Origin of the sequence: Gemmatirosa kalamazoonensis, from assembly GCF_000522985.1 — a bacterium.
Taxonomy (GTDB): domain Bacteria; phylum Gemmatimonadota; class Gemmatimonadetes; order Gemmatimonadales; family Gemmatimonadaceae; genus Gemmatirosa; species Gemmatirosa kalamazoonensis.
On the sequence record NZ_CP007130.1, the window covers coordinates 534,645 to 557,154 of the forward strand.

Here is a 22,510-nt window from a genome sequence, read left to right on the forward strand (position 1 = left end):
CGCGACGACGTAGCCGTTCGCGGTGACGGTCGTCCCCGCCGCGCCGGCGCCGCCCCCGACGCGCCGCCGCTCGCGTTCACCACGGTCACCTGCACCGTCGGCACCGCGCGCGCCCGCACGATCGTCACCGCCGCCGCGACGACGCCCGCCGCGACGAGAAAGAGGACCACGTTCCGCACGAGCGCGCTCCGCTCGGCGGGCGAGGGCGCATCGCGGTCGATGCGGAGCTTCGAGAGATCGGCGGGGACCGTCATCGCGGGGGGAGCGGCTGGCCGTCGGGCGGGGGGACGCGCGGTGGGGGGGGGCGACGGATCCGTCCTCGTGCTGCGCGGTCCGTCGGGGCGCGTCGTCGGGTCCCTATAGTCGGGCCGATCCCTGGGGGCCGCAACCCGGAGCCCGATCCGGTGCACGCCCCCTGTTTACGGCACCCGCGGCCCGAGTCGCACGCGTCCCGCGGGACAGTCGAGCGTCACCGCGATCCCGTCGCGCGCGCCCGCGGCGACGCGCTCGCGCAGCCCCGCGCGGCCGAGCAGCGCGCGCACGGAATCGGCGGACGGCGAGGCGAGCGCGAAGTCGGCGAGCATGCAGCCGGCCGGCGCGTCGGCCGCCGGGTGACGCGACGCGGGATCCCACTCGATGAAGAACGGCGTGGGGCCGAACTCCGCCGAGTCGGTGCCCCAGTCGAGCGTGCGCCAGCGGAGCGTGACGCCGTCGGGACGCGCCCGCTCCCCGGGGAGCACCGGCCCCGGCGCGAGCGCCCGCGCGACGAGCGCGGCGCGCACGCTGTCCGCGTTCCGCGTGCGCGCCGCCCACCCGATCGGCGTGAGCTCGCGCAGCCCCGCGAGCGCCGCGGAGCGCGGCGTGAGCGGCTGCCGCGGGTCGGGCGCCATGAGCTCCAGGTAGCGGCCGCCGCCCAACGACAGCAGCGCGTTGCGCGTGCCGCGCCCCGGGTGCACGCCGCCGACCGCCGGCGCGATCCCGGTGGCCGCGCGCAGCAGCGCGATCCCGCGCTCGAGCGAGTCGATGCCGACGATGACGTGGTCGAGGTCCGGCGCCACGGTGCCTAACGGCTGCGCGCCGGCACGCGCCGCGAGCGTGGTGCCTAACAGCAGGAGCGCGGCACGTGTCGCGCGCGCGATCGATGGGGTCATCGGAACCCGGTCATGAGCACCACGTCGCGCACCTCGTCCACGTACGAGAGCGCGGCGCGACGGCCATCCTTCGCCCAGTCGAGGAAGTAGATGCGCCCATCGGCGATCTGGCCCACGCGCGCCGCGGCGCCCCCCGTCAGCGGCTGCCGCCAGAGCCCGCGGTCGAAGTCGCGGTAGATCAGCGCCGAGCCGTCGGGCACCCAGTGGACGCCGTTGGACAGCCGCCCGCCGCGCGGCAGCGGGAACTCGGCCACGCGCCGCCCGTCGGCGAGCGACAGCACCGCGAGCCGCGTCTCGCGCCCCGCCGAGTCGCTCAGCGCGACGGCGAGCCGCGTCCCGTCCGGCGACACGCTCGGCCAGCTCGCGCCGGCGCCGGTCACGCGCTGGGACGCGCCGCCGTCCACCGGCAGCCGCCACACCGACGGCGCGCCGTCGTCGACGCGCGTGTAGAGCACCCACCGGCCGTCCGGCGTGAGCGTGGGCTGCGCGGCGTGGCCGCCGGTGGTGAGCGCGCGCAGATGCGACCCATCGCCGTCGACGCGCCACACGTCCTCACCGCCGCCGCGGTTCGACTCGAACACGAGGGCGCGGCCGTCGGCGGTGGCCTGCGGGAAACGGTCCATGTAGCCGGACGACGTCAGCGGCCGCGCATCGCGCCCGTCGGCGGTCATCGACCAGAGCGAGTACGTGCCGTTGACGAACGACACGTAGACGATGCGCCCGTCGCGCGTCCACGTGAGCCCCGCGCTGCCGTCGAGCTTCCCGAACGCGCGGCTGGTGATCGGCCGCGCGCCGGCGAGGTCGGCGGACGGCGACACCCAGATCGTGGAGCTCACGACCGAGCGCACCGCGAGCAGCGACGCGCCGTCGTCGGTCACGCTCAGCGACGCGCGGCCGTAGCGGCTGAGGTCCGGCGTCACGCAGCGTACCGCGCCGGTCGCGACGTCGAGCAGCCAGATGTGGAAGTCGGAGCCCGCGCCGACGGCGTGGAACAGCACCCCGCTGCCGTCGGGGAGCCACGCGACCCGGCTGATCTCGTCCCACGCGTGATCGGCGAGCGACGAGACGGCGCCGTCGGCGATGCGCACGCGCGCGAGTGTGACCTTGCCGGGCGCCGTCGCGCTCGTCGCGCCGACGGCGAGCGACGCGCCGTCCGGCGACCACGCCGGCCCGTAGACCGCGAACGCGCGCGGCGCGGCGAGCGCCGCCACCTCGCGCTCGCGCCCCGCGTTCGCGCCGCGCAGCTCCGCGACGACGAGCAGCGACGCGTCGCGCGCGGCGTCGTGGCGCACGAACGCCACGCGCGAGCCGTCGCGCGACAGCGAGAACGGGCCGCGCACGCCATCGAGCGCCTTGCGCGGCGCGCCGCCGCGCACCGGGATGTCGAACAGCGCCTCGCGGGTCGCGAAGTAGAGCCGCTCGCCGTCCGGGGAGAACGCGAGCCCGCGATAGTCCACGTCCTCGGGCGCGCGCAGCTGGACCGGCGGCTCCGTGCCGCGCACGCGTCGGATCCACAGCGACTCCATGCCGTCCTGCGGGTGCACGTACGCGAACCACACGCCGTCCGGCGACAGCACCGCCGACGACACGTCACCGAGCGCGGTGAGGAGGCGAGCGGACATGCCGCGCGGCGCCGCGTCGCCCTCGTGCGCGCCGAGTGTGCGTGCGCCCTGCACGACCACCGCCGCGATGACGACGACCGCGATCGCGGCGACGATCGCCCGCCGCAACCGGCGCGTCGGCAGTGGCGCCGCGGCGGGCGCGGGCGGCGCGGGCGGCGTGGGTGCGGCGGCCGTCGCGACGACCGCCGGGTCGTCGTCCGCGTCGCGCAGGTCGGCGACGAAGCGATAGCCCCAGCCCGGCACCGTGACGACGTAGCGGTGCTCGCCGCGTCGCTCGCCGAGCGCCTTGCGGATCGCCGAGATGTGGACGGTGAGGTTCCCTTCCTCGACGATCTGGTTCGGCCACACGCGGGCGAGCAGATCGTGCTTCGTGACGAGCTCTCCGCGGCCCTCGACGAGCGCGAGCAGCACGTCGAACGCCTTCGACGTGAGCGGCACCGCGATGCCGTCGCGGAGCAGCAGGCGCCGCCCCGCGTCGACCGTGAAGCGATCGAAGCGGAGACAGCGGGGCGCAGCGCTCGGCGTCGTCATCGCCGCGTTAGGAAGGTTTACGAAGTTCTTCGGCGCACGTTAGGGACTTTCCGGCCGGGCCCCGTCATGGTCGTCGCATGCGAACCATACCATACGCCCTCGTCCCCGGTGTTGCGGCCCTGCTCGCCGTCGGGGCTGCGACCGCGCGGCACCCACCGCGCCGCAAACATTCGCCTCGGCGGCCGTCCGCACCAGCCCGCTCGTCCCACTCGGCGGCACCCGCGCGCTCGGCGGCACCACCGGCTCGCTCGTCCAGCTGGTCGACATCAAGCGCGCCCGCGGGGGACCGAGCACGATCGACCCCTGCTGGCTCGTGAACCGCGGGCTGTACGAGGCCGACGCGCACAACGGTCGGTTCAGCGTCGAGCTCACGTTCACCTATTCGTCCCGAGGCACGCTCGTGACGCGCACGTTCGACGTGCCGCTGCACGACGCGCGGCCGGAGGACGACGCCGACGCCCGTGCGAGCTTCGTGGAGCTCACGATCCCGCTCGACGTCGGCGACGCCGTGCCCGACGCGGGTGCCGCGATCGACGGCGAGATCGTGCTCGTGCGCACGAGCGGCGACGGGCGGGTGGTGGTCGACGTGTCGCGCCTCACCGCCGGCGGCTGACCGCCTAACGCGTCGTCGGGCCGGCGTGTCCTAGTAGATGAACACCGGCGTCCAGCGCGGCACGTGCGCGTACAGCCACGCGACGTCCGCGTCGCGCAGGCGCACGCAGCCATGCGTGGCGGCCTTGCCGATCGACGCGGAATCGCGCGTGCCGTGGAGCAGGTAGCCGTCGCCGAGGTCGAGGCGGAAGCGGCCGAGCTCTCCCGGGATCCGGCGGTTGCGGGTGCCGAGCGGCGGGATGTAGAGCGTGCTGTCGAAGATGATCTCCTCGTCCTCGGCGAGCGTGTCGAACACGCCCGACGGGTGCACGAGGCCGGCGACGGGGCCGCGCACGGTGAGCACGTCGCCGTTCGGCAGCTGCACGGGTCGCCCGTACTCGAGTCGGCCGACGCGCAGCCCGCTCTCCCGCGCCGACTCGACGTAGTGCCAGTCGGGCGGCACCCACACGGGGTTCGCCTGCTTCCCGCGCACGAAGCGGATGCCGCGCGGCGTGCGGAAGCGCCACACGTGTCCCTCGTACGCGATCGTCGTGTCGCTGCCGACGGCGACCGGCGCGCGGAGCAGCGTGTCGCGGTCGCGCAGCACGAGCAGGCGCCGCGCGGCGAGCGCCACGATGATGCGCAGCCCCGGCGTGGTGTCGGCTGCGCGGCGCACCTCGGCGGCGGTGAACCCGACGCGTGGAGCGTATCGCGCCTCGAGCGCGCGCCGCACGTCCGCCGTGTCCGGCGTGTGCAGCGTCGTCAGCGTGGCGGCCCGTGCCGCCGTCCGACGGGGTGGTGCCTCGTCAGACGGCGGCGCGGGACGACGCGCGAGCGCATGGCGCGCGGCGGCCCCCCCGGCGAGCGTGATGAGGCCGACGAGTGCGAGCCCGCCGAGCGCCCACCTACGCGCGCCGCGTCGCGCGGCCACGGCCCGGCGTCACTCCGTGCCCGCGGAGTCCTTGCGGACTGCCTTGCGGTGCTCCGAGTGCGCGCGCGCGGCGTGCCGGGTAGCGGTCCGGTGTGCCGCGGAGTCGGTCGCGGCGTTCGCGGCCGCGGTGTTCGCGGCCGCCGTGTTCGCGTTCGTCGTCGCGGCATGGGCCGCGGCGTTCGCGTGGGTGGAATCGGCGGCCATGGCGCGGTGCGCCCGGCGCGCGCCGTGACGGGCGGCGCTGTCGGCGGTCGTGGACCGCGCCATCGTGCCCGGCTGCGTGCCGGTCTTGCCTGTCGTCTGCGCCGCGCCCGTCGATGCGACGACGAGCGAGAGCGCGAGCGCCGCCATGGCGGCGCTCACGTTCGCGAGTGCCTTGCGCATGCACACACCTCCGTGAAAGCCTCGGACCGACGAGCCACGTGATACGCTCGCCTCGTCGGGAGGCGCCGCATCGCGCGTACCGGCCGACGGCCCGACGCCTAACGGAGGCACTAAGAATCCGCTAATTCTCCGGGCCGGTGCCTAACGGTGCGGGCGCGAGGCGCAGCAGCCGCGCCTCCAGCGCCGCGTACGGCACCGCGCCGACGATGCGGTCAACGATCTCGCCGCCGCGGAAGAAGAGCAGCGCGGGAATGCCGCGCACGCCGTAGCGGATCATCGTGCGCTGGTTCACGTCGGTATCGAGCTTCACGACGCGCACGCGGTCGGCGTGGCGCTCGGCCAGCCGCTCGAGCGCCGGCGCGATCATGCGGCACGGGCCGCACCACGGCGCCCAGAAATCGACCAGGGTGAGGCCGTCGTGTCGCTCGACCTCGTCGGCGAACGTCTCGTCGGTGACGGCGGTGATGGTGGCGGTGTCGGACATGGGCATGGCTCCTCGGTGATCGTTAGGCACCCGCGCGGGCCGCACCCAGGGGGCCGCACCGTGCGGGGCCGGCGCGTTGCGCCGCTGCCGAGGAGCCTACAACTTGAAGCGCGGTTGAGGTCAACCCCCCCGCTCCGGACCGGCATGGAACAGATGAGCATCGGCGAGGTGGCCCGGCGCGCCGCCGTGGCACCGTCGGCAATCCGCTACTACGAGCGACTCGGCCTGCTCCCGGCGCCGCCGCGCACCGGGGGCAAGCGGCGCTACGACGCGGCCGTGCTGGACTGGCTGTCGCTCATCGCGCTGGCCCGCGAAGCCGGGTTCACGATGGCCGAGATCAAGCGGCTCGTGACCGGGTTCACGCCGGGGACGCGGCCCGCCGCGCGCTGGCAGGAGCTCGCGACGCGGAAGCTCGCGGACATCGACGCGATGATGGCGCGCGCGGAGCGGATGCGCGCCCTGCTGCGCGTGATGCTCGACTGCGGCTGCTTCCGACTCGACGACTGCAGCGCGTTGCTCGCCGCCGGCCCGACCGACGGCCAGAGCCCGTGCGTGCTGCCCGCGGCCGCGCGCCGTTAGGCACCGAGGGCGGCGCGCGCCGTCGACGCGGCCGAGCGGATCGCGTCCGGTGACGCGGTGGGGTCCTCGAGCAGCTCCCACAGCGCGCGCAGCGCGGCCCGCTGGCCCGTGGTGAGATCGTTCTGCATGCAGTCGAGCGCGAGGCTCGCGGCGTCGGCAGCATCGGCGCGCGTGTCCGCGGCGACGACGGCCTCGCGGTCGGCGAGGGTGCGGAGGGCGGTGGTGAGGCGCTCGATCATGAGGGAATGAATACTCCGGCGCGCGGTGGCGCGTGGGGTGGCGTCGTCGCGGTCCGCGTGTATGCTGCCGACGTGAGAGTCACGCGTCCTCGAACATCATCGACCATGTCGAGACACTCGGGCCGTCGAGGAAGCTCGCTCCGCCTCACGGCATCGCTCGTCGGCGCGGCGCTTGGCCTCGCCGCCTGCGCGCACGGCGCGGGCGCCGAACGGCGGGCCGTCGGCGTCGCGCTGCGGGGCGTGTGCGGTCCGGCGAGCGCTTCGCGCGACTCCAGCTGCGCGGTGCGGGGTACCGAACGGGTGCGCGGCGGGTATCGGGTGCTCATCGATCGCCGTCCGCCGGCCGGGAACGACCGCCTCGCCGTCGTCGTGCGGGGCCGCGGCGTCGACGTCACTCCGGTCGACAGCACGCGGCCCGCGCCGGGCGGCCGGCCGTGAACCATGCGGCCTAACGAATCGCCGCAGCACGCAGCCACACCCCCGCATCGGAGAGTCGGAAATGTGCCTCGACGCGAACTGGCGGATCGTCGATGACGCCGCCGCGCAGGAAGTGGACCTCGCGAGCCTCCCGCAGGTCTCCGCGGACGGCTACCGCTATGCCGTCACGCACGCCTTCCGTGCGCAGACCGGCGTCCCCGGCGTGGTCTACGAGATGGTGCGCGAGGCGGACGAGGAGCCGATCGGCTGCGTGACGCTGCTCCTGAGCGACGACGAGGACGCCGTGATGCACGTCGGACACATGGGCTGCTCCATCCGGCCGGAGCACCGCAGCCAGGGACACACGACGCGTCTGATTCGCGCGCTCGCGCCGGTGATGTGGGCGCGCGGCATCGGTGACCTGATCCTCGGCTCCGCGGTCGGGCACGCATCGCACTATCAGTCGATCGGTGCCACGGGGGCGATGCTGATCGGGGAGCAGTTCGGGGACGGATCGAACTGCGGGGCACTGTTCCGGCTCTCGCGACCCGCGTCGCCGGCCGGAGGCTGATACGACGATGGAGTTTTCCCTGAAGAGGAGTCGTGAGACGGCGCGCGAATCATGCGAGCGAACGGCGCCCGTCGTAATCTCTCCAGCGTTAGGCGACTGCCGACCACCCTGCCGCGCACGAGCGAGACGTCGTGAATTGGTTCTTCGTCGAACCGTGAGCGCTCATCGCCACGTACGCCGCCGGCGAGCTGGGGGGGAGGCTGAATGACGCTCGCCCGCGACGGCTACGTGATCGTGCCTGACGCCGTCGATGCCGCGACCGTGGACGCGCTGCTGGCGGCGCTCGCTCCACTCGCGGAGACGGTCGACGGCACGCGCGGCGGCGCGCGTCACCTGCTGCGCGACGTGCACGCCGTGCGCGCGCTCGCGCGGAGCGCGGCGGTGCGCGGCGTCGCCGAGGCCGCGCTTGGGCCGGGGGCGTTCGCCGTGCGCGGTATCCTGTTCGACAAGACGCCGGGCGCGAACTGGAAGGTGGTCTGGCACCAGGATCTGACGATCGCGGTCCGCGAGCGTCGCGACGTGCCGGGGTTCGGGCCGTGGACGGAGAAAGACGGCGTGGCGCACGTACAGCCACCGGCGCAACTGTTGGCTCGCATGGTGGCGGTGCGCGTGCACCTGGACGACTGCACGGAGGCGAACGGCCCGGTGCGCGTGATCCCGGGGTCGCATGTGCACGGCAGGCTGACCGCGGCCGACGTCGGCCGCTGGCGCGCCACCGCCCCGCAGGTCGTCTGCACGGTGACGCGTGGCGGCATCCTCGCGTTCCACTCGCTGCTGCTGCATGCCTCGGCGCCGGCGGTCGAGCCCGCGCACCGCCGCGTCGTGCACCTCGAGTTCGCGGCCGCGGAGTGGGCGCAGCTGCCCGGCGGACTCGCGTGGTACGATCGAGTGTGAGTGGACCGGGATCGCCGTTCGGCGCGCCATCGCCCCGCGCCCGCGGCCGTCGCGCCTCTCCTATCGCCCCAGCGTCCGGATCTCCTGCGCCCGCGCCCGACTCACCGGCACGCGCGCCCCGTCCAGCAGCTCCGCCTCGAGGTTCCCGGCCGCGTCGCGCTTGAACGCGCGCACGTGATCGAGGTTCACGATGTGCGCGCGGTGCACGCGCGAGAACCGACGCGCGTCGAGCCGCGCCTCGAGACGGCCGAGCGAGAGATGCAGCACGTGACGGACGTTGCCGTCGTGCGCGATCACGTAGTCGCCGTCGGCCTCGAACCACGACACGCGCTCGACCGGGAGCGGAACGAGCGCGCCGCCGACCCGCACGAACAGCCGGCTGATCGGCCCGCCCGCGAGTGCGCCGCTCAACCGCTCCATCGGGTCCACCGACGCGGGCTCGCCGAGCGCGGACCGCACGCGCTCCATCGCGGCGGCGAGGCGCGATGGACCGAATGGCTTCAGCAGGTAGTCCACCGCGCCGAGCTCGAACGCGCTCACCGCGTGCTCGGAGAACGCGGTCGTGAAGATGACGAACGGCGCGCGCTCGAGCCGGCGCAGCACGTCGGTGCCTAACAATCCCGGCATCTGCACGTCGAGGAAGACGAGCTCCGGCCGCAGCGCGTGAATCCCGGCGACCGCGGATTCGCCGTCGGCCGCCTCGCCGACGACGTCGACCCAGTCGAACGCGCGGAGCATCGCGCGCAGCCCGGCGCGCGCGATCGGCTCGTCGTCGACGACGAACGCGGTGACCTTCACGACGCCGCGCCGCGATGGCGGGGCACGACGAGCAGCGCCTCGAAGCCGCCTTCCGGCGCGGGGCCGCACACGAGGCTCGCCGCGCTGCCGTAGAGCACCCCCAGCCGATCCCGCAGTCGCGCCAGCCCGGTGCCCGGACTCGGCTTCGCGGGGAGCGCGCGAACACCGTCGCCCGAATCGCGCACCGAGAGCATCAGCTCGGAGCGGCTGGCGGCGGCGGTGACGACGATCTCCGTCGCGGCCGTGCGCGGCGCCGCGCCGTGACGCACCGCGTTCTCGACGAGCGTCTGCAGCGCGAACACGGGCACGCGCTCGTCGAGCAGCTCGTCGTCCATGTCGGCGTGCACGACGAGGCGATCGCCGAACCGGATCCGCTCGAGGGCGAGGTAGCGGGAGACGAACGTCCACTCGTCGCCGAGCGTGACCTCGTCGCGCTTCTCCTCGAGCGTCGCGCGCAGCAGGTCGCCCACGAGCTCCGCGGCCTCGGCGGCGCGCTGCGGGTCGACGGGAATGAGCTGCACGACGGTGTGCAGCGCGTTGAACAGGAAGTGCGGCTGCACCTGCGAGCGGAGCGCCGCGAGCTGCGTGCGCGCGGCGACCGACTCCGCCCGCGCGGCGCGCGCCGACCCGTCGGCTGCGTACGAGATCCCGACGACGATGGCGTACATGAACACGCCGATGAACGTCATCTCGAACGCCCGGCTCTGCAGCGAGAGCTCGGGCACGTGGCCGGGCACGAGCGCCTCCAGCACCGCCGTCACGAGGAACCACGTGAAGGCGGCGATCGGCGCGCCGACGATGTGGAACGCGGCGAAGCGGAGCCGGAACGGCCGCGGCCACGGCACCCGGCGCACGAAGTGGTAGACGAACGCGATGATCGCGGCGCCGACCGGCAGGCGGATCGCGGCGGCGATGATCTCGTCCGTCGTCCACACCGAGGCGACGACCAGATGCAGTGGGGACATGCGCGTCGAGAGAGAGGTGACCGTGGGGTGCCGTCTCAGGATAGGGACCGCGCGACCTTCGGGCGACGGCCGCCGCTGCCGTTCGGCGGCCTGGATCTGCCGTTCGGCGAATCGCCGCTGTCGAGCCCCGCCGCGGCATCCCAGGTTGCGCGAGCGATCCGCCAATACCACCAGCCGTCATGACGATGTCGCGTCCCCTTCGATTCGCGCTGCCGCTCGACCTGAAGTTCGGCTTCCGGATGCTCGTGAAGTATCCCGGCCTGACGATCGTGGGCGGGCTCGCGATGGCGTTCGCCGTGTGGGTGGGCGCCGTGGTGTTCGAGATGGTGACGGCGTTCACCAACCCCACGCTGCCGCTGCCGGCCGGCGATCGCGTCGTGCAGATCCGGGACTGGGACGTGGAGGCCGGGAAGGCGGAGCCGCGGGCGCTGCACGACTTCGTCGTGTGGCGCGAGTCGCTCAAGTCGGTCACCGACATCGGGGCGTTCCGCGACGTGTCGATCAGCCTCGTCGCGCCCGGCATCGAGTCCGGTCCCGTGCAGGTGGCGGAGATCACGTCGAACGCGTTCCGGATCGCGCCCGCCGCGCCGGTATTGGGTCGCGTGCTCGCTCCGGCCGACGAGCGCGCCGGGGCGCCGCAGGTCGTGGTGATCGGCTACGGCGTGTGGCAGAAGCGCTTCGCGGGCGACGCGCACGTGATCGGCCGCAGCGTGCAGCTCGGAGACACGTTCGCCACGGTGGTCGGCGTGATGCCCGAGGGGTTCGCGTTCCCCGTCTCGCACGAGGCGTGGATCCCGCTCCGGTCGGACGTGCTCGGCCAGCCGCCGCGCGAGGGGCCGGACGTCACGGTCTTCGGGCGACTGGCGCCGGGCGTCTCGCTCGAGGGAGCGCAGGCGGAGCTGGCGGTGCTCGGTCGGCGCACGGCGGCGCAGTTCCCGAGCACGCACGAGCACCTGCTGCCGCAGGTCAGGCCGTACACGAGCACGTTCTGGGATCCGTCCGCCCAGGAGATGCCGCTGATCTACTCGTTCAACGTCTTCGCGGTGCTGCTGCTCGTGCTGATCTGCTGCAACGTGGCCCTGCTCATGTTCGCGCGGGCCGCCACGCGTCAGAGCGAGCTCGTGGTGCGCAGCGCGTTAGGCGCGAGCCGCGGTCGGATCATCGCGCAGCTCTTCGCCGAGGCGCTGGTGTTGGGCGCCGTGGCCGCGGCGGTCGGCCTGGCGGCCGCGTGGTTCGTGCTCGACCGGTGGGGGCTGCGCTACCTGGAGTTCAACCTCGGGCGGATCCCGTTCTGGTTCGACATCGGCCTCTCGCCGCTGACCGTGCTCTACGCGTGCGGGCTCACGCTGCTCGGCGCGGCGATCGCCGGCGTGGTGCCGGCACTGAAGGTCATGAAGGGGATCGGCGCGCAGCTCCGGCAGGGGACGACGGGCGGCGGCGGCGGCGTACAGTTCGGCGGCGTGTGGACGGCGGTCATCATCACGCAGGTCGCGTTCACGGTAGCATTCCCCGGGATCGCGTACGTCGAGCAGCGGCAGCTCGCGCGCATCAAGTCGTTCCCCGCCGGCTTCGCGGCGGAGGAGTATCTCGCCGCACGGCTCGACATGGACGTTCCCGACGTGCGCGAGGCGGCGGCCGAATCGGCGTGGGTGGCGCGGGGCACGCGCCTCGCGGCCGCGCTCGAGACGGTGCGCCAGCGCGTGGCCGCCGAACCCGGCGTCCTCGGCGTCACGTTCGTGGACCGACTGCCGCGCGACGAGCACGCCGAGCGCGTCATCGAGCTGGAGGAAGACCTGCCCGGCGCGCGGCAGGCGGCGCCGGTGCCGTCGCGCTCGGGGCAGCAGCCGCTGCGAGAGGTGAGCACCGCGCAGATCGACCCGTCCTACTTCGACGTGCTGAAGACCCCGATGCTCGCCGGGCGCGCGTTCGACAACGGCGACCTCGCGCCGAGCGCGCGCGCCGTCATCGTCGACAAGGGCTTCGTCGACCAGGTGCTGCAGGGACGCAGCGCCGTCGGCCGGCTGGTGCGCTTCGGCGCTCGGCGGGGCAGGAACGTGCCCGAGCAGGAGCGGCCGTGGTTCGAGATCGTCGGCGTGGTGAAGGAGCTCGGCATGGGTGCGCCGACGCAGATGGGGCGCGCCGCGGGGCTCTATCTGCCGACGGTCCCCGGGCGGGACGGGCCGGTCAACATCGTCGTGCACACGCGCGGCGACCCGATGGCGCTCGTGCCGCGGCTGCGCGCGATCTCGTCGGCGGCGGACCCCACGCTGCGGCTCACGGCGCTGCAGAGCGTCGATCAGGTGACGAGCGGCGTGCTGTGGTTCATCCGGCTGTGGTTCCGGATGACGCTCGTCCTGATCGGCATCGCGATCCTCCTCTCGCTCGCCGGCATCTACTCGGTGCTGTCGTTCACCGTCGCGCGGCGCACGCGCGAGATCGGCGTACGCGTCGCGTTAGGCTCCGACCGGCGACGCGTGGTGGTCGACATCTTCCGGCGGCCGGTGACGCAGGTGGCCGTCGGCGTCGTGGCGGGCGGGGCGCTCATCGGTGCCGTGGCGTTCTTCGCGTCGACCATCGGGCTCGAGGACGGCCGGATCAAGCCCGCGTTCAGCGCGGGACAGGTGGCGCTCTACGTGGCCTACGTCGCGTTCATGTTCGGCGTGTGCCTGCTCTCGTGCGTCGTGCCGACGCGGCGCGCGCTCGGCGTGCAGCCGACGGAGGCGCTGCGCGCGGAGTAGTGCGGCGGACGGCCGCTCGGCGTGTTATCCTGCAGCCGTATCGTGCAGGACCACCGCCACACCGCACCGTCCGACCGTGTCCGACGAGATCGTCGTCCTCCGCGAGTTCCTGAACGAGCTCGACGCGCGCTTCGCGTCCACGGTCCTCGAGGCGAACGGGATCCCGTCGCAGGTGCTCGCGGACACGGCCGGGGGCGCGTACCCGAGCATGGCGCTCGTCTACCCGGTGCGCCTGCTCGTGCGCGCCGAGGACGCGGCGCTCGCCGCCGAGGTGCTCGACACGCCGGCCGACGCACCGGCCGAGGCGCCGCACGACGACACCCCTCCCGCCGCCTAACACGAGGTGACCATGTCGACCCGCTCCTACCGGCTCGTCGTGCTCGGCTGCATGCTGTCGTGGTTCCTGCTCGGCCTGCACGCACCGATCGTCCATCAGCTCACGTCGCGCCACCGGGCGCCGCACGCGTCGGTGCTCGTGGCGGTCGCCGCGCTCGCGCTCTGCGCGCTCGCGGGATCGTGGGCACTGCTGCGCGCACCGGGTCGGCAGGCCGGCCGTTAGGCACCGACGGAGACCGACGGAGGCCGCCATGATCCGCAAGCTAAAGAGCGGTGAGTACCGGCTCTACTCGAAGAAGAAAGACCCGAAGACCGGCAAGCGCCGCAACCTCGGCACGTTCAAGACGCGCGAGGCCGCCGAGAAGCACGAGCGCGCGGTGCAGTACTTCAAGCGGCAGGGGTGAGCATGTTCGTGCACGCCGTCTACTTCTGGCTCCGTCCCGACCTCACGCCCGACGAGCGCGCGCGCTTCGACGCCGGCGTCGCGTCGCTGCGCACGATCGAGGGCGTGCGCCACGGCTACGTGGGCGTGCCCGCGCCGACCGATCGGCCGGTGATCGAGCGCGGCTACTCGGTCGCGCTGGTCGCCGTCTTCGACGACCAGGCGGCGCACGACGCGTATCAGGTGCACCCCGTGCACGACCGCTTCCGCGACGAGTGCGGCGGCCTGTGGACGGACGTGCGGATCTTCGACTCGGTGAGCGACGAGCAGGAGGCGGCACGTGGCTGACGACCGCCGACGTAACCTGTTCGATCCGGACGCCGTCGCCGAGGTGCAGCGCCGCCTGCAGACGCTGCGCCCCGACAGCCCGCGGCAGTGGGGCACGATGACGCCGTCGCAGATGGTGGTGCACTGCGCGCGGGCCGTGGAGCAGGCGCTGGGCGAGCGGCGGCCGCCGCGCGCGATGATCGGGCGCGTCCTCGGCTGGGCCATCAAGCCGCTCGCGCTCGGGAACGATGCGCCCATGCGCCGCAACTCGCCGACGATGCCGGAGCTCGTCGTGAACGAGGAGCCGGACCTCGCTGCGGAGCGCGCGCGGCTCTCGGCGCTCATCGACCGCTTCGTCGCGGCCGGGCCCGCGGGGTGCACGACGCACCCGCACGGCTTCTTCGGGCGCCTGACGCCGCGCGAGTGGGCGGTGCTGATGTACAAGCACCTCGACCATCACCTGCGGCAGTTCGGCGTCTGACGCGATCGCCGCGTCAGGCGGGCGGCTCGCCGAGCAGGCAGCGCATGCAGCGCAGCGTCGTGCCGAGGTGCGCCGCGCGCCCGGCCTCGGTCAGCACCCACGGCCGGCTCTGCATCGGCGGCTCGTGACGCACGTGCTGCCGGTGGCCGCACGCCAGCTCCGCGACCCAGTGCCCCTCGTCGTCGAGCCGGAAGCCGGTGATCGCCTGCTCCGGTGCCGCGGGATCGAACGGGCGCACGATCAGCCGCGCGCGGCGACGCGCACCCGCACCGCGTCGCGCGCCCCCCCCCATGCGAGCATGACGAGCGCGCCTAACGCGGCGCCCGTCGCGTCGGGCACGAGGTCGCGCAGCCGGCAGTGTCCCTGCCCCGTGACCCCTTCGGCCAGCTCGACGAGGGCGCCCATCACGAGCGTCGCCGCACCCGCGCACAGCCAGCGCCGCGGCCCGCGGAACTGCGGGAGGCTCAGCACGTAGCACAGCGCGAACAGCACGATGTGCGGGTGGTTGCCGAGCGACAGCGCGGCCAGCCGCGCGTCGAGCGCGGTCTCGCAGGCGCGCGGGTGCAGCCGGAAGCCGACGCGCGCCGGGAAGTAGAGCAGCCCGAGCGCCATGAACGCGACGTACGCGGCGCGCACGCCTCGGAGCGCGAGCACCGCGAGCACCACGCGCACCGCCGTGAAGAGCGCCGTCATGTCAGGAAGCTACCACGCGCGCGTCACTCGAGCCCGAGCAGCAGGTGCCGCTCGCCGAGGAACGCGGCGTGGAGCGCGTGCGCCGGGCCGACGCGGCGGACGACCGACGCGACGCGGAGGTACAGCGCGAGGTACGCGGCGTCGCGCGCCGTGATCGCGTCCGCGCGGTCGATGCTCCCCGACGGCCACGCGCCGCCCTGGAACCACCGCGCGCAGCTCGGCGCCACGCTGCTCCACGACGACGCGTCCAGCTGCGCGTACATCACGCTCGTCCAGTAGCAGGTGTGGCCGAGCCCGAGGACGTGTCCCGCCTCGTGCTGGACGAGGGCGGCCTCGCGCACGCGCCGCGTACGACCGCTGAACGAGAGCGTCGCGTCGACGCGATCGAGCACGCCGAGGCACGGGTGCGCCGCGAGCCGCTCACCGACGCACGCCGTCGTCCACGTGCTCGCGGCGAGCCCCTGCAGCAACACCGAGTCGACGACGACCGCGACCGCGTACGCGCGCGTCACGAGCGATCCGGCCGCGGTGGCAACCTCGCGCTCCGGCACGAGCCGCTTCTCCGTCGGGCGGTAGAGCCGCGTCCCGACCGCGTCGCCGAGCGCGTCGAGCGCGCGCCAGAACGCCGTGGAGTCGTCGGCGACGATCGGCATCCGCGAGCGGTCGCGGTCGAAATACACCGGGAGCGGGAACGCGTCGTCGGGGAACGCCTCGAGCGTGGGCGCGCTGCCTAACGGCGCGACGCGGTCGAGGAACCAGTTGCGGTCGTACCACGGCGCGCCCCCCGGGGCCCCGGCGAGCCCCGCGCCGAGCGCCGCGTTCAGGCTGAGCGGGATCTCCCCGCCGGCGAACGCGCCGGAGGCGAACCGCCAGCGGAGCGGCAGGAGCACGAAGCGCAGCGGCGGCGCGTCGCCCGACCCCGGCGTCCAGCGCGTGAGCGACGGGAACCAGCGTCGCGCCACGCGGTCCGCGGCGTCGACGAGGATCTCGGTCGAGTCGCGCAGCGCTGCCGACCGCGCCCGCAGCGCGAACCTGCCGTCGGCCGCGACGTCGGCGGAGTCGACGCCCGACGCGGTGCGGACGTACACGCGCAGCCCGTGCGGCGCGGTGCCGTCGAGCAACTCGACCCGGCCGGCGAGCGGCACGCCGACGACGATCGTCGCGCGCAGCGGCCGTGCGAGGCCCAACGCCGAGAGATCCGCGGTGAGCTCGGTCACGCCGTCGCGGAGCGCGGCCACCTGGCCGTCGGCGCCGACCGTCGCGACCGCCGCGTCGCCGCTCGCCCATCGCGCGTCGACCTCGCCGGCCGCGAGCGCGACGCCTGCCGCGTCGAGCGGCTGCCACGTCACGCGTGCATGCTCGCCCGAGCGCAGCACCAGCGTGTCGCGCGCGAGCCGCGCGTCGCTCGCCAGCACACGCGCGCGGAAGATCACCGAGTCGCGCGAGCCGAGGTGCGCGACGGCGCTCTGCCCGCCGAGGCGTGGCGCGAGCCGCCATGAGGCATGCGCCTGCCCCGCGGCGTCGGTGCGCGCGTCGCCCGCGACGGCGCCATCGCTCGTCGTCCACGTGATCATCGCGTCGGGCGCGCCACGACCGCTGCGATCGACCGCGGACACCACCAGCGGCGCGGGAAGCGTAGTCCCAGCCGTGCGCGTCTCCTGCGCGTCGCCGGACGCGCGGCGGAGGGCGATGTCGCGCGCCGGCGGTGTCGGCTCGCGGTCGGCGGTGCAGGCGGACAGCAGGCTCGCGGCGAGAACCGAAAGGCAAGCACGCATCATCTGCATCGCGTTACCATCATCTCCATACAGCGCTCGATGGAGCTCATGGTAACGCCATGGACATGATGCGTTCTCATGGCTCGCCTATGAACTCGCGCACCACCGCCACCGTGCGCCCCGGATCCTCCTCGTGCGGCACGTGCCCGAGGTCGGGGAAGACGACGAGCCGGCTGCCCGCGATCTCGCGGTGGAAGCGGTCCGCCGACGCGCGCGGGATGAGCCGGTCGCGTCCGCCCCACAGGATGAGCGTCGGCACGCGCAGCGACGGGATGCGCTCGGACAGCTCGCCCGGGCGCGACTGCCGGAAGCGCTCGACCACCGCGCGCCTGTTGCCCGCACGTGCCGTCATGTCGAAGTAGCGGTCGACGAGCGCCGGCGTGACGCGCGACGGATCGCCGTACACGTTGCGCACCGAGCTCGCGACGAGCGGCCGCGGCAGCACGTCCTGGAGCAGGCGCGCGAGCCCCGGCGTGTTCGCGAGGCGGAAGCCGATCGGCACCGACGCGGAGTGGAACGGGTAGCCCGCGGCGTCGACGAGCACGAGCCGCGCGACGCGCTCGGGGTGCAGCGCCGCCATGGCCCACGCGACGTGCCCGCCTAACGAGTTGCCGGCGAGCACGCAGCGCGCGACGTGCAGCGTGTCGAGCACCGCGGCGAGCGTGCGCACGTACGCCTCGATGTCGTAGCGCCCGTCGGCGGCCGGCCCGGTGAGCCCGAAGCCCGGCATGTCGTAGCGGATCACGCGACGGTGCGTCGACAACGCGCGCGCCCACCCGTCCCACGTATGCAGCGACGACGACGTGCCGTGCAGCAGCACGATCGGCAGCGAGTCGTCGCGCGGGCCCTCGTCGCGCAGGTGGAGCGAGAGCCCCGCCACCGGCACGAAGCGCGACGGCGGCGGCGCCCAGCGCGCGGTCAACGCGTCCACCGGTCGGTCGGGGACGCGCCACGCCACGAGGAGCCCGATCGCCGCGACGAGGAGCAGCGCGAGCGCACCACCGAGCAGCCGGAGCACGCGATTCATGCCTCGTATGCTGCCGTCCGTCACGGAATCGCTCAAGGGCGCTCTCGCGACGCGCCGGGTCGCGTACCTTTCGTGCCCCGACCGCGCTCGTCCCCTCCCCCCGCCGCACCGCCCTCGATGCTGCCGTTCGCCGCGCTCCTCGCCACGCTGCTCGCCGCCGCCACACCGCCCGACGACTTCGCGGGGCGCACGTACGCGGGGCGCAGCCGTGAGCTCGACGTCGCGATCCCGCGGCACGACAGCGAAGGTACCGTCGACGGGCGGCTCGACGAGGCGGCGTGGCGCACGGCCGCGCGGCTCACCGGCTTCTCGCGCTACGCACCGACCGACGACGCGCCGGCCGACGACTCCACCCAGGTGCTCGTGTGGTACTCGCCGACCGCGATCCACTTCGGCATCCGCGCGTTCGCCGAGCCGGGGACGGTGCGCGCGACGCTCGCCGACCGCGACAAGATCTACACCGGCGACTACATCGGCATCTTCCTCGGCACGTTCAACGACGGGCGCCAGGCGACGGTGTTCGCCGTGAACCCGTTAGGCGTGCAGGGCGACGGCATCGTCGTCGAGAGCGGGCGCTCGAGCGGCGGCGGCTTCCAGGGCCTGCAGTCGGGGCGCGAGCCGACCGACATCAGCCCGGACTACGTCTTCGAGTCGAAGGGGCGGCTCACCGACTTCGGCTACGAGGTCGAGATCCGCATCCCGTTCAAGAGCCTGCGCTACCAGTCGCTGCCGTCGCAGACGTGGGGCGTGAACGTCATCCGCGTGGTGCAGAGCCGCGGCGTCGAGTACAGCTGGGCGCCGGCGCAGCGCGCGGCCGCGTCGTACCTCGCGCAGTCGGGGCATCTCGTGGGACTGAGCGGCCTGCGGCGCGGGCTCGTGCTCGATCTCAACCCGGTCGTGACGGAGCGCGCGGTCGGCGGACCGACCACTGCGCGGGGCTACGCCTACGACGCACAGCCCGCGCGGCTCGGCGGCAACGTGCGCTGGGGCATGACGAACAACGTCACGCTGAACGCGACAGTGCGCCCCGACTTCGCCGAGGTAGAGTCGGACGCGGGGCAGATCGCGTTCGACCCGCGGCAGGCGCTGTTCTTCGCCGAGAAGCGGCCGTTCTTCCTCGACGGCATCGAGCAGCTCAACGTCCCGAACCAGCTCGTGTACACGCGGCGGATCACGAGCCCGTTAGGCGCGGTGAAGGTCTCGGGCAAGGCCGCCGGCGTCGACTTCGCCGCGCTCTCGGCGGCCGACGACCGCGCCGCGTCGGCCGACGGCGACGCGCGCCCGTGGTTCGAGATCCTGCGGCTGCAGCGCGACGTCGGCCGCTCGTCGCGCGCGGGCTTCGTGTACACCGACCGCGAGGAGCACGGCCACAGCAACCGCGTCGTCGGCGTCGACTCGCGCGCGGTGTGGCGGAAGATCTACAGCGCGCAGCTGCAGGGCGCGTACAGCCGCACCACCGCGCCCGATGCGCCGACGCGCGAGGGGCCGCTGTACATGGTGGACCTCCGCCGCACCGGCCGCTCGTTCGTCGCGCGCTACCTGTTCAACGCCATGCACGACGAGTTCGACGCGCAGAGCGGCTTCATCTCACGGCCTGCGGTGACGCACCTGCTGATCGACCATACCGCGCGCATGTTCGGCGCCCAGGGCTCCGCGCTCCGCTCGGCGTCGTTCGACGTGTCGGCGGACGGGCTGTGGAAGTACCGGAAGTTCGTGACGCGCGGCGACATGCTGGAGAAGAAGCTGCACCTCAACACGAACTACGAGCTGCGCGGCGGCTGGAAGGCCGGCGTGTCGTACCTGCTGGAGACGTTCGGCTACGATCCCGACTTCTACGACGGCCGGCTCGTCGCGTCGGCCACCGACACGGTGCCGTTCGTCGGCCTGCCGCGCATCACGAACCACGACTGGGTGTTCTCCGTCACGACGCCGAACTACCGGCGCGTGTCGGCGTCGGCGACGTACATCGTCGGGCGCGACGAGAACTTCTTCGAGTGGGCGCCGGCGAACATCGGCTACGTCTCCGCGGCCGTCGACTGGCGGCCGACCGACCAGCTCCGCGTCGGCGGCACGTACCTGTGGCAGTGGTACCGCCGCCCGACCGACGGATCGATGGTGGGCGAGACGCGCATCCCGCGCGTGAAGGCCGAGTACCAGATCACGCGCGCGGTATTCGTGCGCGCCGTCGGCGAGTACCGCGCCGACTACGCCGACGACCTACGCGACGCGGCCGGCGCGAGCGCGATCCCCGGCGGCACGATCCTCGTCCCGGACGGGCGCGGCGGCTACCTGCCGGGGCGCGGCTTCACCACCGCGACGGGGCGCGCCCGGTCCGTGAACAGCTTCCGGCCGGAGCTGCTGTTCTCGTACATGCCGTCGCCGGGCACGGTGGTGTTCGTCGGCTACGGCAGCACGCTCGGCGAGGCGGACGCGCTGCGCTTCTCGGGGCTGCGCCGGCAGCGCGACGCGGTGTTCGTGAAGATGAGCTACCTGCTGCGGCGCGCCTAACGCGACGGCAGCACCGCGTACTCGCTCTGCACCAGCCCGTCCGCGAAGCTTCGCGTCGCGACGTGGCGCAGCCGCACGTCGCCGTTCGACAGGGGGCCGAACAGCGGGATGCCGCGACCGAGGAGCACCGGCACGGTCGTGACGATCATGCGGTCGACGAGCCCCGCGTCGAGGAACGCCTGCACCGTCTTTCCGCCGTCGACGTAGAGCCGCGCGAGCCCGCGCGCCGCGAGCCGCTCGACGATCTCCTCCGGCCGCCCGGCCATCGTCTCGACGCGGCCGCCCGACGGCGCGGGGCCGTCGAGCGGGCGGTGCGTGAGCACGACGACGGGCTTGTCGCCGTACGGCCACGTCGGGAACGCGCGCACGAGCTCGAACGTGTTGCGTCCCATGACGAGCGCGTCGACGGCGTCGAAGAACGTCGCGTACCCGTAGTCCTCGCCGCCCGGCTCGGGCACGGGGAGCCAGTCGATGGCGCCGTCCTCGCGGGCGATGAAGCCGTCGAGGCTCGTGGCGATGAAGACGGCGGCGGGAGCGTGCGGGCTCACGCGGCCGTCGCCCACCGCCGCCACATGGTCGCCACCTCGCGCGACACGATCGGCCGCAGCTCGCGCAGGCAGACGAACGTCGTCGCCATCACCACCGTCCCCGCCGCGGCGATGTACACGAGCGCCGAGAGCCGGTCGAGCGGCGGCATCGCCAGCCGCAGCGCCGCGCCGACGCCGAGCGCCACGAGCAGCGGCACGCCGACGTCCGCGCGCAGCCACCGCCCGAGCTCTCCGCGCAGCAGGCGCCGATGCATGATCGGCGTCGTGACGAACATGTACCCCGCGTTCGGCACCGCCCACGTCGCCGCCGCGCCGACCGCCCCGTAGCGGCTCGCCGTGAACCAGATCGCGGGCACGAGCAGCGCGACGTAGACCGCGTTGTACGTCGTCATGAGCCCCGGCCAGCCGCACGCGTTCTGCACGTGCGACGGCACGCTCGACAGCGCGTTCATGGCCGTGCCGATCGCGAGCACCGTGAGGATCGGCGCCGCGCGTCCCGCCGTGTCGGCGCTGCGCGTCCAGATGAGGAGCAGCGGGTACGCGAACGCGCACAGCACGACCGCGAGCGGCGCGGCGGCGAGCGTGATGAGCTGGCTCGCGCGGTGATACATCTCGGCCAGCCGGCCGATGGCCCGCTGCTCCCACAGCTCGGCGAAGCGCGGGAAGAACGGCGCGCCGAGCGGGAGCACCACCGACCACAGCGTGCCCGCCGCCGTCCCGGCGAGCGTGTAGTACCCGAAGTCCGCGAGCGAGAGCACGCGGCTGAAGATCACCTTGTCGACCTGCGACACCGCGGCCGTGAGGAACGAGTTCGCCGAGACCGTCGCGGTGAACCGCCACACCTCGCGGATGACGCCGCGCTCGAAGCGGCTGCGGCGGCCGATCGCCGGCAGCGACGTCCACAGGAGCCACGCGCCCACCACCACCTGCGCGGCGAGCGCGAGGCCCTGCAGCGCGAAGAACACGTGCGGGGCCGAGGTCACGCGCGCGAGCACGAGCATCGCCCCGCCGATGCGCACGGTGCTGAAGACGATCATGAGCGCGTTCAGCGCCACCTGCCGCCCGATCCCGAACAGGCCGCCCTGATAGAACGAGAACAGCACCGCGGCCGTGACCGAGAGGCTCATCCAGCGCAGGCAGCGGGTGATCGTCGCGGGATCGAGCGCGCGCGCCTGCACCCAGTGGTGCGCGATCAGCGGCGCCGCGGCGAGCACGAGCCCACCGCACACGAGCGCCAGCCCCCAGTGCACCGCCTGCAACGTCAGGAGCACGTCGCGCCGCGTGTCGACCGCGCCCGCCCCGGTCACCGCGCCGCGGCGCGCGAGCTCGCGGTTCAGCGTCAGCCCCAGCCCCGAGTCGAGCAGCGACGAGATGTTCTCGAGGAGGATGAGCAGCCCGATCAACCCGTAGGCCTCCGCGCCGAGGTAGCGCAGGTAGACCGGGACCGCGAGCAGGTTGAGCGCCATCGACCAGAAGCGGCCGGCGAGGTTCGCCGTCAGGTCGCGTTGCAGCTGATTCATGCGGGAGGCGGGACACGA

Annotated in this window: 26 protein-coding genes; 12 read left to right on the forward strand and 14 right to left on the reverse strand. The window is 73.8% G+C overall.

The features are described from left to right. Nucleotides 1-419 precede the first annotated feature (419 nt). Nucleotides 420-1,151: a VOC family protein gene (locus J421_RS30030; RefSeq protein ID WP_025414829.1), complete on the reverse strand. Its 732-nt coding sequence runs from the start codon at nucleotides 1,149-1,151 to the stop codon at nucleotides 420-422. Beyond that, nucleotides 1,148-3,304, reverse strand: a complete 2,157-nt coding sequence (locus tag J421_RS30035) for a winged helix-turn-helix domain-containing protein (RefSeq protein WP_025414830.1) — start codon at nucleotides 3,302-3,304, stop codon at nucleotides 1,148-1,150. The genes J421_RS30030 and J421_RS30035 overlap by 4 nt, the downstream gene beginning before the upstream one ends. A gap of 313 nt (nucleotides 3,305-3,617) precedes the next feature. Between J421_RS30035 and J421_RS30040 the strand changes: the two genes are divergently transcribed. After that, nucleotides 3,618-3,917: a hypothetical protein gene (locus J421_RS30040; protein WP_025414831.1), complete on the forward strand. Its 300-nt coding sequence runs from the start codon at nucleotides 3,618-3,620 to the stop codon at nucleotides 3,915-3,917. A 30-nt stretch (nucleotides 3,918-3,947) separates the two neighbouring features. Here J421_RS30040 and J421_RS30045 read toward each other — a convergent pair whose 3' ends face one another. From J421_RS30045 to trxA, 3 genes are all read right to left on the reverse strand, one after another. Continuing rightward, nucleotides 3,948-4,826, reverse strand: coding sequence for a L,D-transpeptidase (locus tag J421_RS30045; protein WP_025414832.1), 879 nt, complete (start codon nucleotides 4,824-4,826; stop codon nucleotides 3,948-3,950). A 9-nt stretch (nucleotides 4,827-4,835) separates the two neighbouring features. Continuing rightward, on the reverse strand, nucleotides 4,836-5,210 hold the full coding sequence (locus J421_RS30050) for a hypothetical protein (RefSeq protein WP_025414833.1): 375 nt from the start codon (nucleotides 5,208-5,210) through the stop codon (nucleotides 4,836-4,838). 121 nt (nucleotides 5,211-5,331) lie between these two features. Then, entirely contained in the window at nucleotides 5,332-5,694 is a 363-nt protein-coding gene (gene trxA, locus J421_RS30055) for a thioredoxin (RefSeq protein WP_025414834.1), read from the reverse strand. Between the two features lie 144 nt (nucleotides 5,695-5,838). On the opposite strand from trxA, the gene J421_RS30060 reads away from it, so the two are divergent. Then, a complete protein-coding gene (locus J421_RS30060; protein WP_104023509.1) occupies nucleotides 5,839-6,273 on the forward strand; it encodes a MerR family transcriptional regulator in 435 nt (144 codons plus the stop codon). On the opposite strand, the gene J421_RS30065 is transcribed toward J421_RS30060, so the two are convergent. Beyond that, on the reverse strand, nucleotides 6,270-6,512 hold the full coding sequence (locus J421_RS30065) for a hypothetical protein (protein WP_025414836.1): 243 nt from the start codon (nucleotides 6,510-6,512) through the stop codon (nucleotides 6,270-6,272). The genes J421_RS30060 and J421_RS30065 overlap by 4 nt on opposite strands. A 105-nt stretch (nucleotides 6,513-6,617) precedes the next feature. Between J421_RS30065 and J421_RS30070 the strand changes: the two genes are divergently transcribed. The 3 genes from J421_RS30070 (at nucleotide 6,618) to J421_RS30080 (ending at nucleotide 8,394) form a co-directional block, all read left to right on the forward strand. Further along, nucleotides 6,618-6,950, forward strand: coding sequence for a hypothetical protein (locus J421_RS30070; protein WP_025414837.1), 333 nt, complete (start codon nucleotides 6,618-6,620; stop codon nucleotides 6,948-6,950). A gap of 61 nt (nucleotides 6,951-7,011) precedes the next feature. Then, nucleotides 7,012-7,500: a GNAT family N-acetyltransferase gene (locus tag J421_RS30075; protein ID WP_025414838.1), complete on the forward strand. Its 489-nt coding sequence runs from the start codon at nucleotides 7,012-7,014 to the stop codon at nucleotides 7,498-7,500. A 204-nt stretch (nucleotides 7,501-7,704) separates the two neighbouring features. Further along, complete coding sequence (locus J421_RS30080) at nucleotides 7,705-8,394, forward strand: phytanoyl-CoA dioxygenase family protein (RefSeq protein ID WP_025414839.1); 690 nt, start codon at nucleotides 7,705-7,707, stop codon at nucleotides 8,392-8,394. 60 nt (nucleotides 8,395-8,454) lie between these two features. Here the strand turns inward: J421_RS30080 and J421_RS30085 are convergent, their stop codons facing one another. Both J421_RS30085 and J421_RS30090 read right to left on the reverse strand, forming a co-directional pair. Continuing rightward, the gene (locus J421_RS30085) at nucleotides 8,455-9,192 is read right to left on the reverse strand and encodes a LytR/AlgR family response regulator transcription factor (RefSeq protein ID WP_025414840.1); all 738 of its coding nucleotides are present in this window, start codon (nucleotides 9,190-9,192) and stop codon (nucleotides 8,455-8,457) included. Further along, a complete protein-coding gene (locus J421_RS30090) occupies nucleotides 9,189-10,157 on the reverse strand; it encodes a sensor histidine kinase (protein WP_025414841.1) in 969 nt (322 codons plus the stop codon). Before J421_RS30090 ends, J421_RS30085 begins: the two co-directional genes overlap by 4 nt. A gap of 185 nt (nucleotides 10,158-10,342) precedes the next feature. Between J421_RS30090 and J421_RS30095 the strand changes: the two genes are divergently transcribed. The 6 genes from J421_RS30095 (at nucleotide 10,343) to J421_RS30120 (ending at nucleotide 14,421) form a co-directional block, all read left to right on the forward strand. Then, entirely contained in the window at nucleotides 10,343-12,895 is a 2,553-nt protein-coding gene (locus tag J421_RS30095) for an ABC transporter permease (protein ID WP_158508992.1), read from the forward strand. A gap of 76 nt (nucleotides 12,896-12,971) precedes the next feature. Then, entirely contained in the window at nucleotides 12,972-13,232 is a 261-nt protein-coding gene (locus J421_RS30100) for a putative signal transducing protein (protein WP_025414843.1), read from the forward strand. A 12-nt stretch (nucleotides 13,233-13,244) separates the two neighbouring features. Then, on the forward strand, nucleotides 13,245-13,454 hold the full coding sequence (locus J421_RS30105; RefSeq protein WP_025414844.1) for a hypothetical protein: 210 nt from the start codon (nucleotides 13,245-13,247) through the stop codon (nucleotides 13,452-13,454). 28 nt (nucleotides 13,455-13,482) lie between these two features. Further along, a complete protein-coding gene (locus J421_RS33500; protein ID WP_104023510.1) occupies nucleotides 13,483-13,635 on the forward strand; it encodes a hypothetical protein in 153 nt (50 codons plus the stop codon). A 2-nt stretch (nucleotides 13,636-13,637) separates the two neighbouring features. Continuing rightward, nucleotides 13,638-13,961 carry a Dabb family protein gene (locus J421_RS30115; protein ID WP_025414845.1) on the forward strand — a complete coding sequence of 108 codons (324 nt, stop codon included), beginning with the start codon at nucleotides 13,638-13,640 and terminating at the stop codon, nucleotides 13,959-13,961. Then, nucleotides 13,954-14,421 carry a DUF1569 domain-containing protein gene (locus J421_RS30120; protein ID WP_025414846.1) on the forward strand — a complete coding sequence of 156 codons (468 nt, stop codon included), beginning with the start codon at nucleotides 13,954-13,956 and terminating at the stop codon, nucleotides 14,419-14,421. The genes J421_RS30115 and J421_RS30120 overlap by 8 nt, the downstream gene beginning before the upstream one ends. 13 nt (nucleotides 14,422-14,434) lie before the next feature. Here J421_RS30120 and J421_RS30125 read toward each other — a convergent pair whose 3' ends face one another. From J421_RS30125 to J421_RS30140, 4 genes are all read right to left on the reverse strand, one after another. After that, nucleotides 14,435-14,659, reverse strand: coding sequence for a DUF3565 domain-containing protein (locus J421_RS30125; RefSeq protein WP_236646381.1), 225 nt, complete (start codon nucleotides 14,657-14,659; stop codon nucleotides 14,435-14,437). Nucleotides 14,660-14,661: 2 nt separating this feature from the next. Then, nucleotides 14,662-15,114 (reverse strand): VanZ family protein, encoded by a 453-nt coding sequence (locus J421_RS30130; protein ID WP_025414848.1) that lies wholly within the window; start codon nucleotides 15,112-15,114, stop codon nucleotides 14,662-14,664. Between the two features lie 23 nt (nucleotides 15,115-15,137). Then, nucleotides 15,138-16,889, reverse strand: coding sequence for a hypothetical protein (locus J421_RS30135; RefSeq protein WP_148306632.1), 1,752 nt, complete (start codon nucleotides 16,887-16,889; stop codon nucleotides 15,138-15,140). Between the two features lie 76 nt (nucleotides 16,890-16,965). Next, complete coding sequence (locus J421_RS30140) at nucleotides 16,966-17,916, reverse strand: alpha/beta fold hydrolase (protein ID WP_025414850.1); 951 nt, start codon at nucleotides 17,914-17,916, stop codon at nucleotides 16,966-16,968. A gap of 117 nt (nucleotides 17,917-18,033) precedes the next feature. On the opposite strand from J421_RS30140, the gene J421_RS30145 reads away from it, so the two are divergent. Then, nucleotides 18,034-20,424, forward strand: coding sequence for a carbohydrate binding family 9 domain-containing protein (locus J421_RS30145; RefSeq protein WP_025414851.1), 2,391 nt, complete (start codon nucleotides 18,034-18,036; stop codon nucleotides 20,422-20,424). Here J421_RS30145 and J421_RS30150 read toward each other — a convergent pair. After that, nucleotides 20,421-20,972: a dihydrofolate reductase family protein gene (locus tag J421_RS30150; protein WP_104023612.1), complete on the reverse strand. Its 552-nt coding sequence runs from the start codon at nucleotides 20,970-20,972 to the stop codon at nucleotides 20,421-20,423. The genes J421_RS30145 and J421_RS30150 overlap by 4 nt on opposite strands. Further along, on the reverse strand, nucleotides 20,969-22,492 hold the full coding sequence (locus tag J421_RS30155; RefSeq protein WP_025414853.1) for a lipopolysaccharide biosynthesis protein: 1,524 nt from the start codon (nucleotides 22,490-22,492) through the stop codon (nucleotides 20,969-20,971). Before J421_RS30155 ends, J421_RS30150 begins: the two co-directional genes overlap by 4 nt. Nucleotides 22,493-22,510: the final 18 nt, after the last annotated feature.

Bases quoted from the DNA above. Each gene is read 5' to 3' on its own strand.
- J421_RS30135 (WP_148306632.1), bottom strand. From the start codon at position 16,889: ATGCGTGCTTGCCTTTCGGTTCTCGCCGCGAGCCTGCTGTCCGCCTGC.
- J421_RS30035 (WP_025414830.1), bottom strand. From the start codon at position 3,304: ATGACGACGCCGAGCGCTGCGCCCCGCTGTCTCCGCTTCGATCGCTTC.
- J421_RS33500 (WP_104023510.1), top strand. From the start codon at position 13,483: ATGATCCGCAAGCTAAAGAGCGGTGAGTACCGGCTCTACTCGAAGAAG.
- J421_RS30115 (WP_025414845.1), top strand. From the start codon at position 13,638: ATGTTCGTGCACGCCGTCTACTTCTGGCTCCGTCCCGACCTCACGCCC.
- J421_RS30105 (WP_025414844.1), top strand. From the start codon at position 13,245: ATGTCGACCCGCTCCTACCGGCTCGTCGTGCTCGGCTGCATGCTGTCG.
- J421_RS30070 (WP_025414837.1), top strand. From the start codon at position 6,618: ATGTCGAGACACTCGGGCCGTCGAGGAAGCTCGCTCCGCCTCACGGCA.
- J421_RS30065 (WP_025414836.1), bottom strand. From the start codon at position 6,512: ATGATCGAGCGCCTCACCACCGCCCTCCGCACCCTCGCCGACCGCGAG.
- J421_RS30145 (WP_025414851.1), top strand. From the start codon at position 18,034: ATGCTGCCGTTCGCCGCGCTCCTCGCCACGCTGCTCGCCGCCGCCACA.
- J421_RS30095 (WP_158508992.1), top strand. From the start codon at position 10,343: ATGTCGCGTCCCCTTCGATTCGCGCTGCCGCTCGACCTGAAGTTCGGC.
- J421_RS30130 (WP_025414848.1), bottom strand. From the start codon at position 15,114: ATGACGGCGCTCTTCACGGCGGTGCGCGTGGTGCTCGCGGTGCTCGCG.
- J421_RS30090 (WP_025414841.1), bottom strand. From the start codon at position 10,157: ATGTCCCCACTGCATCTGGTCGTCGCCTCGGTGTGGACGACGGACGAG.
- J421_RS30140 (WP_025414850.1), bottom strand. From the start codon at position 17,916: ATGAATCGCGTGCTCCGGCTGCTCGGTGGTGCGCTCGCGCTGCTCCTC.
- J421_RS30155 (WP_025414853.1), bottom strand. From the start codon at position 22,492: ATGAATCAGCTGCAACGCGACCTGACGGCGAACCTCGCCGGCCGCTTC.
- J421_RS30030 (WP_025414829.1), bottom strand. From the start codon at position 1,151: ATGACCCCATCGATCGCGCGCGCGACACGTGCCGCGCTCCTGCTGTTA.
- J421_RS30075 (WP_025414838.1), top strand. From the start codon at position 7,012: ATGTGCCTCGACGCGAACTGGCGGATCGTCGATGACGCCGCCGCGCAG.
- trxA (WP_025414834.1), bottom strand. From the start codon at position 5,694: ATGTCCGACACCGCCACCATCACCGCCGTCACCGACGAGACGTTCGCC.
- J421_RS30060 (WP_104023509.1), top strand. From the start codon at position 5,839: ATGGAACAGATGAGCATCGGCGAGGTGGCCCGGCGCGCCGCCGTGGCA.
- J421_RS30050 (WP_025414833.1), bottom strand. From the start codon at position 5,210: ATGCGCAAGGCACTCGCGAACGTGAGCGCCGCCATGGCGGCGCTCGCG.
- J421_RS30080 (WP_025414839.1), top strand. From the start codon at position 7,705: ATGACGCTCGCCCGCGACGGCTACGTGATCGTGCCTGACGCCGTCGAT.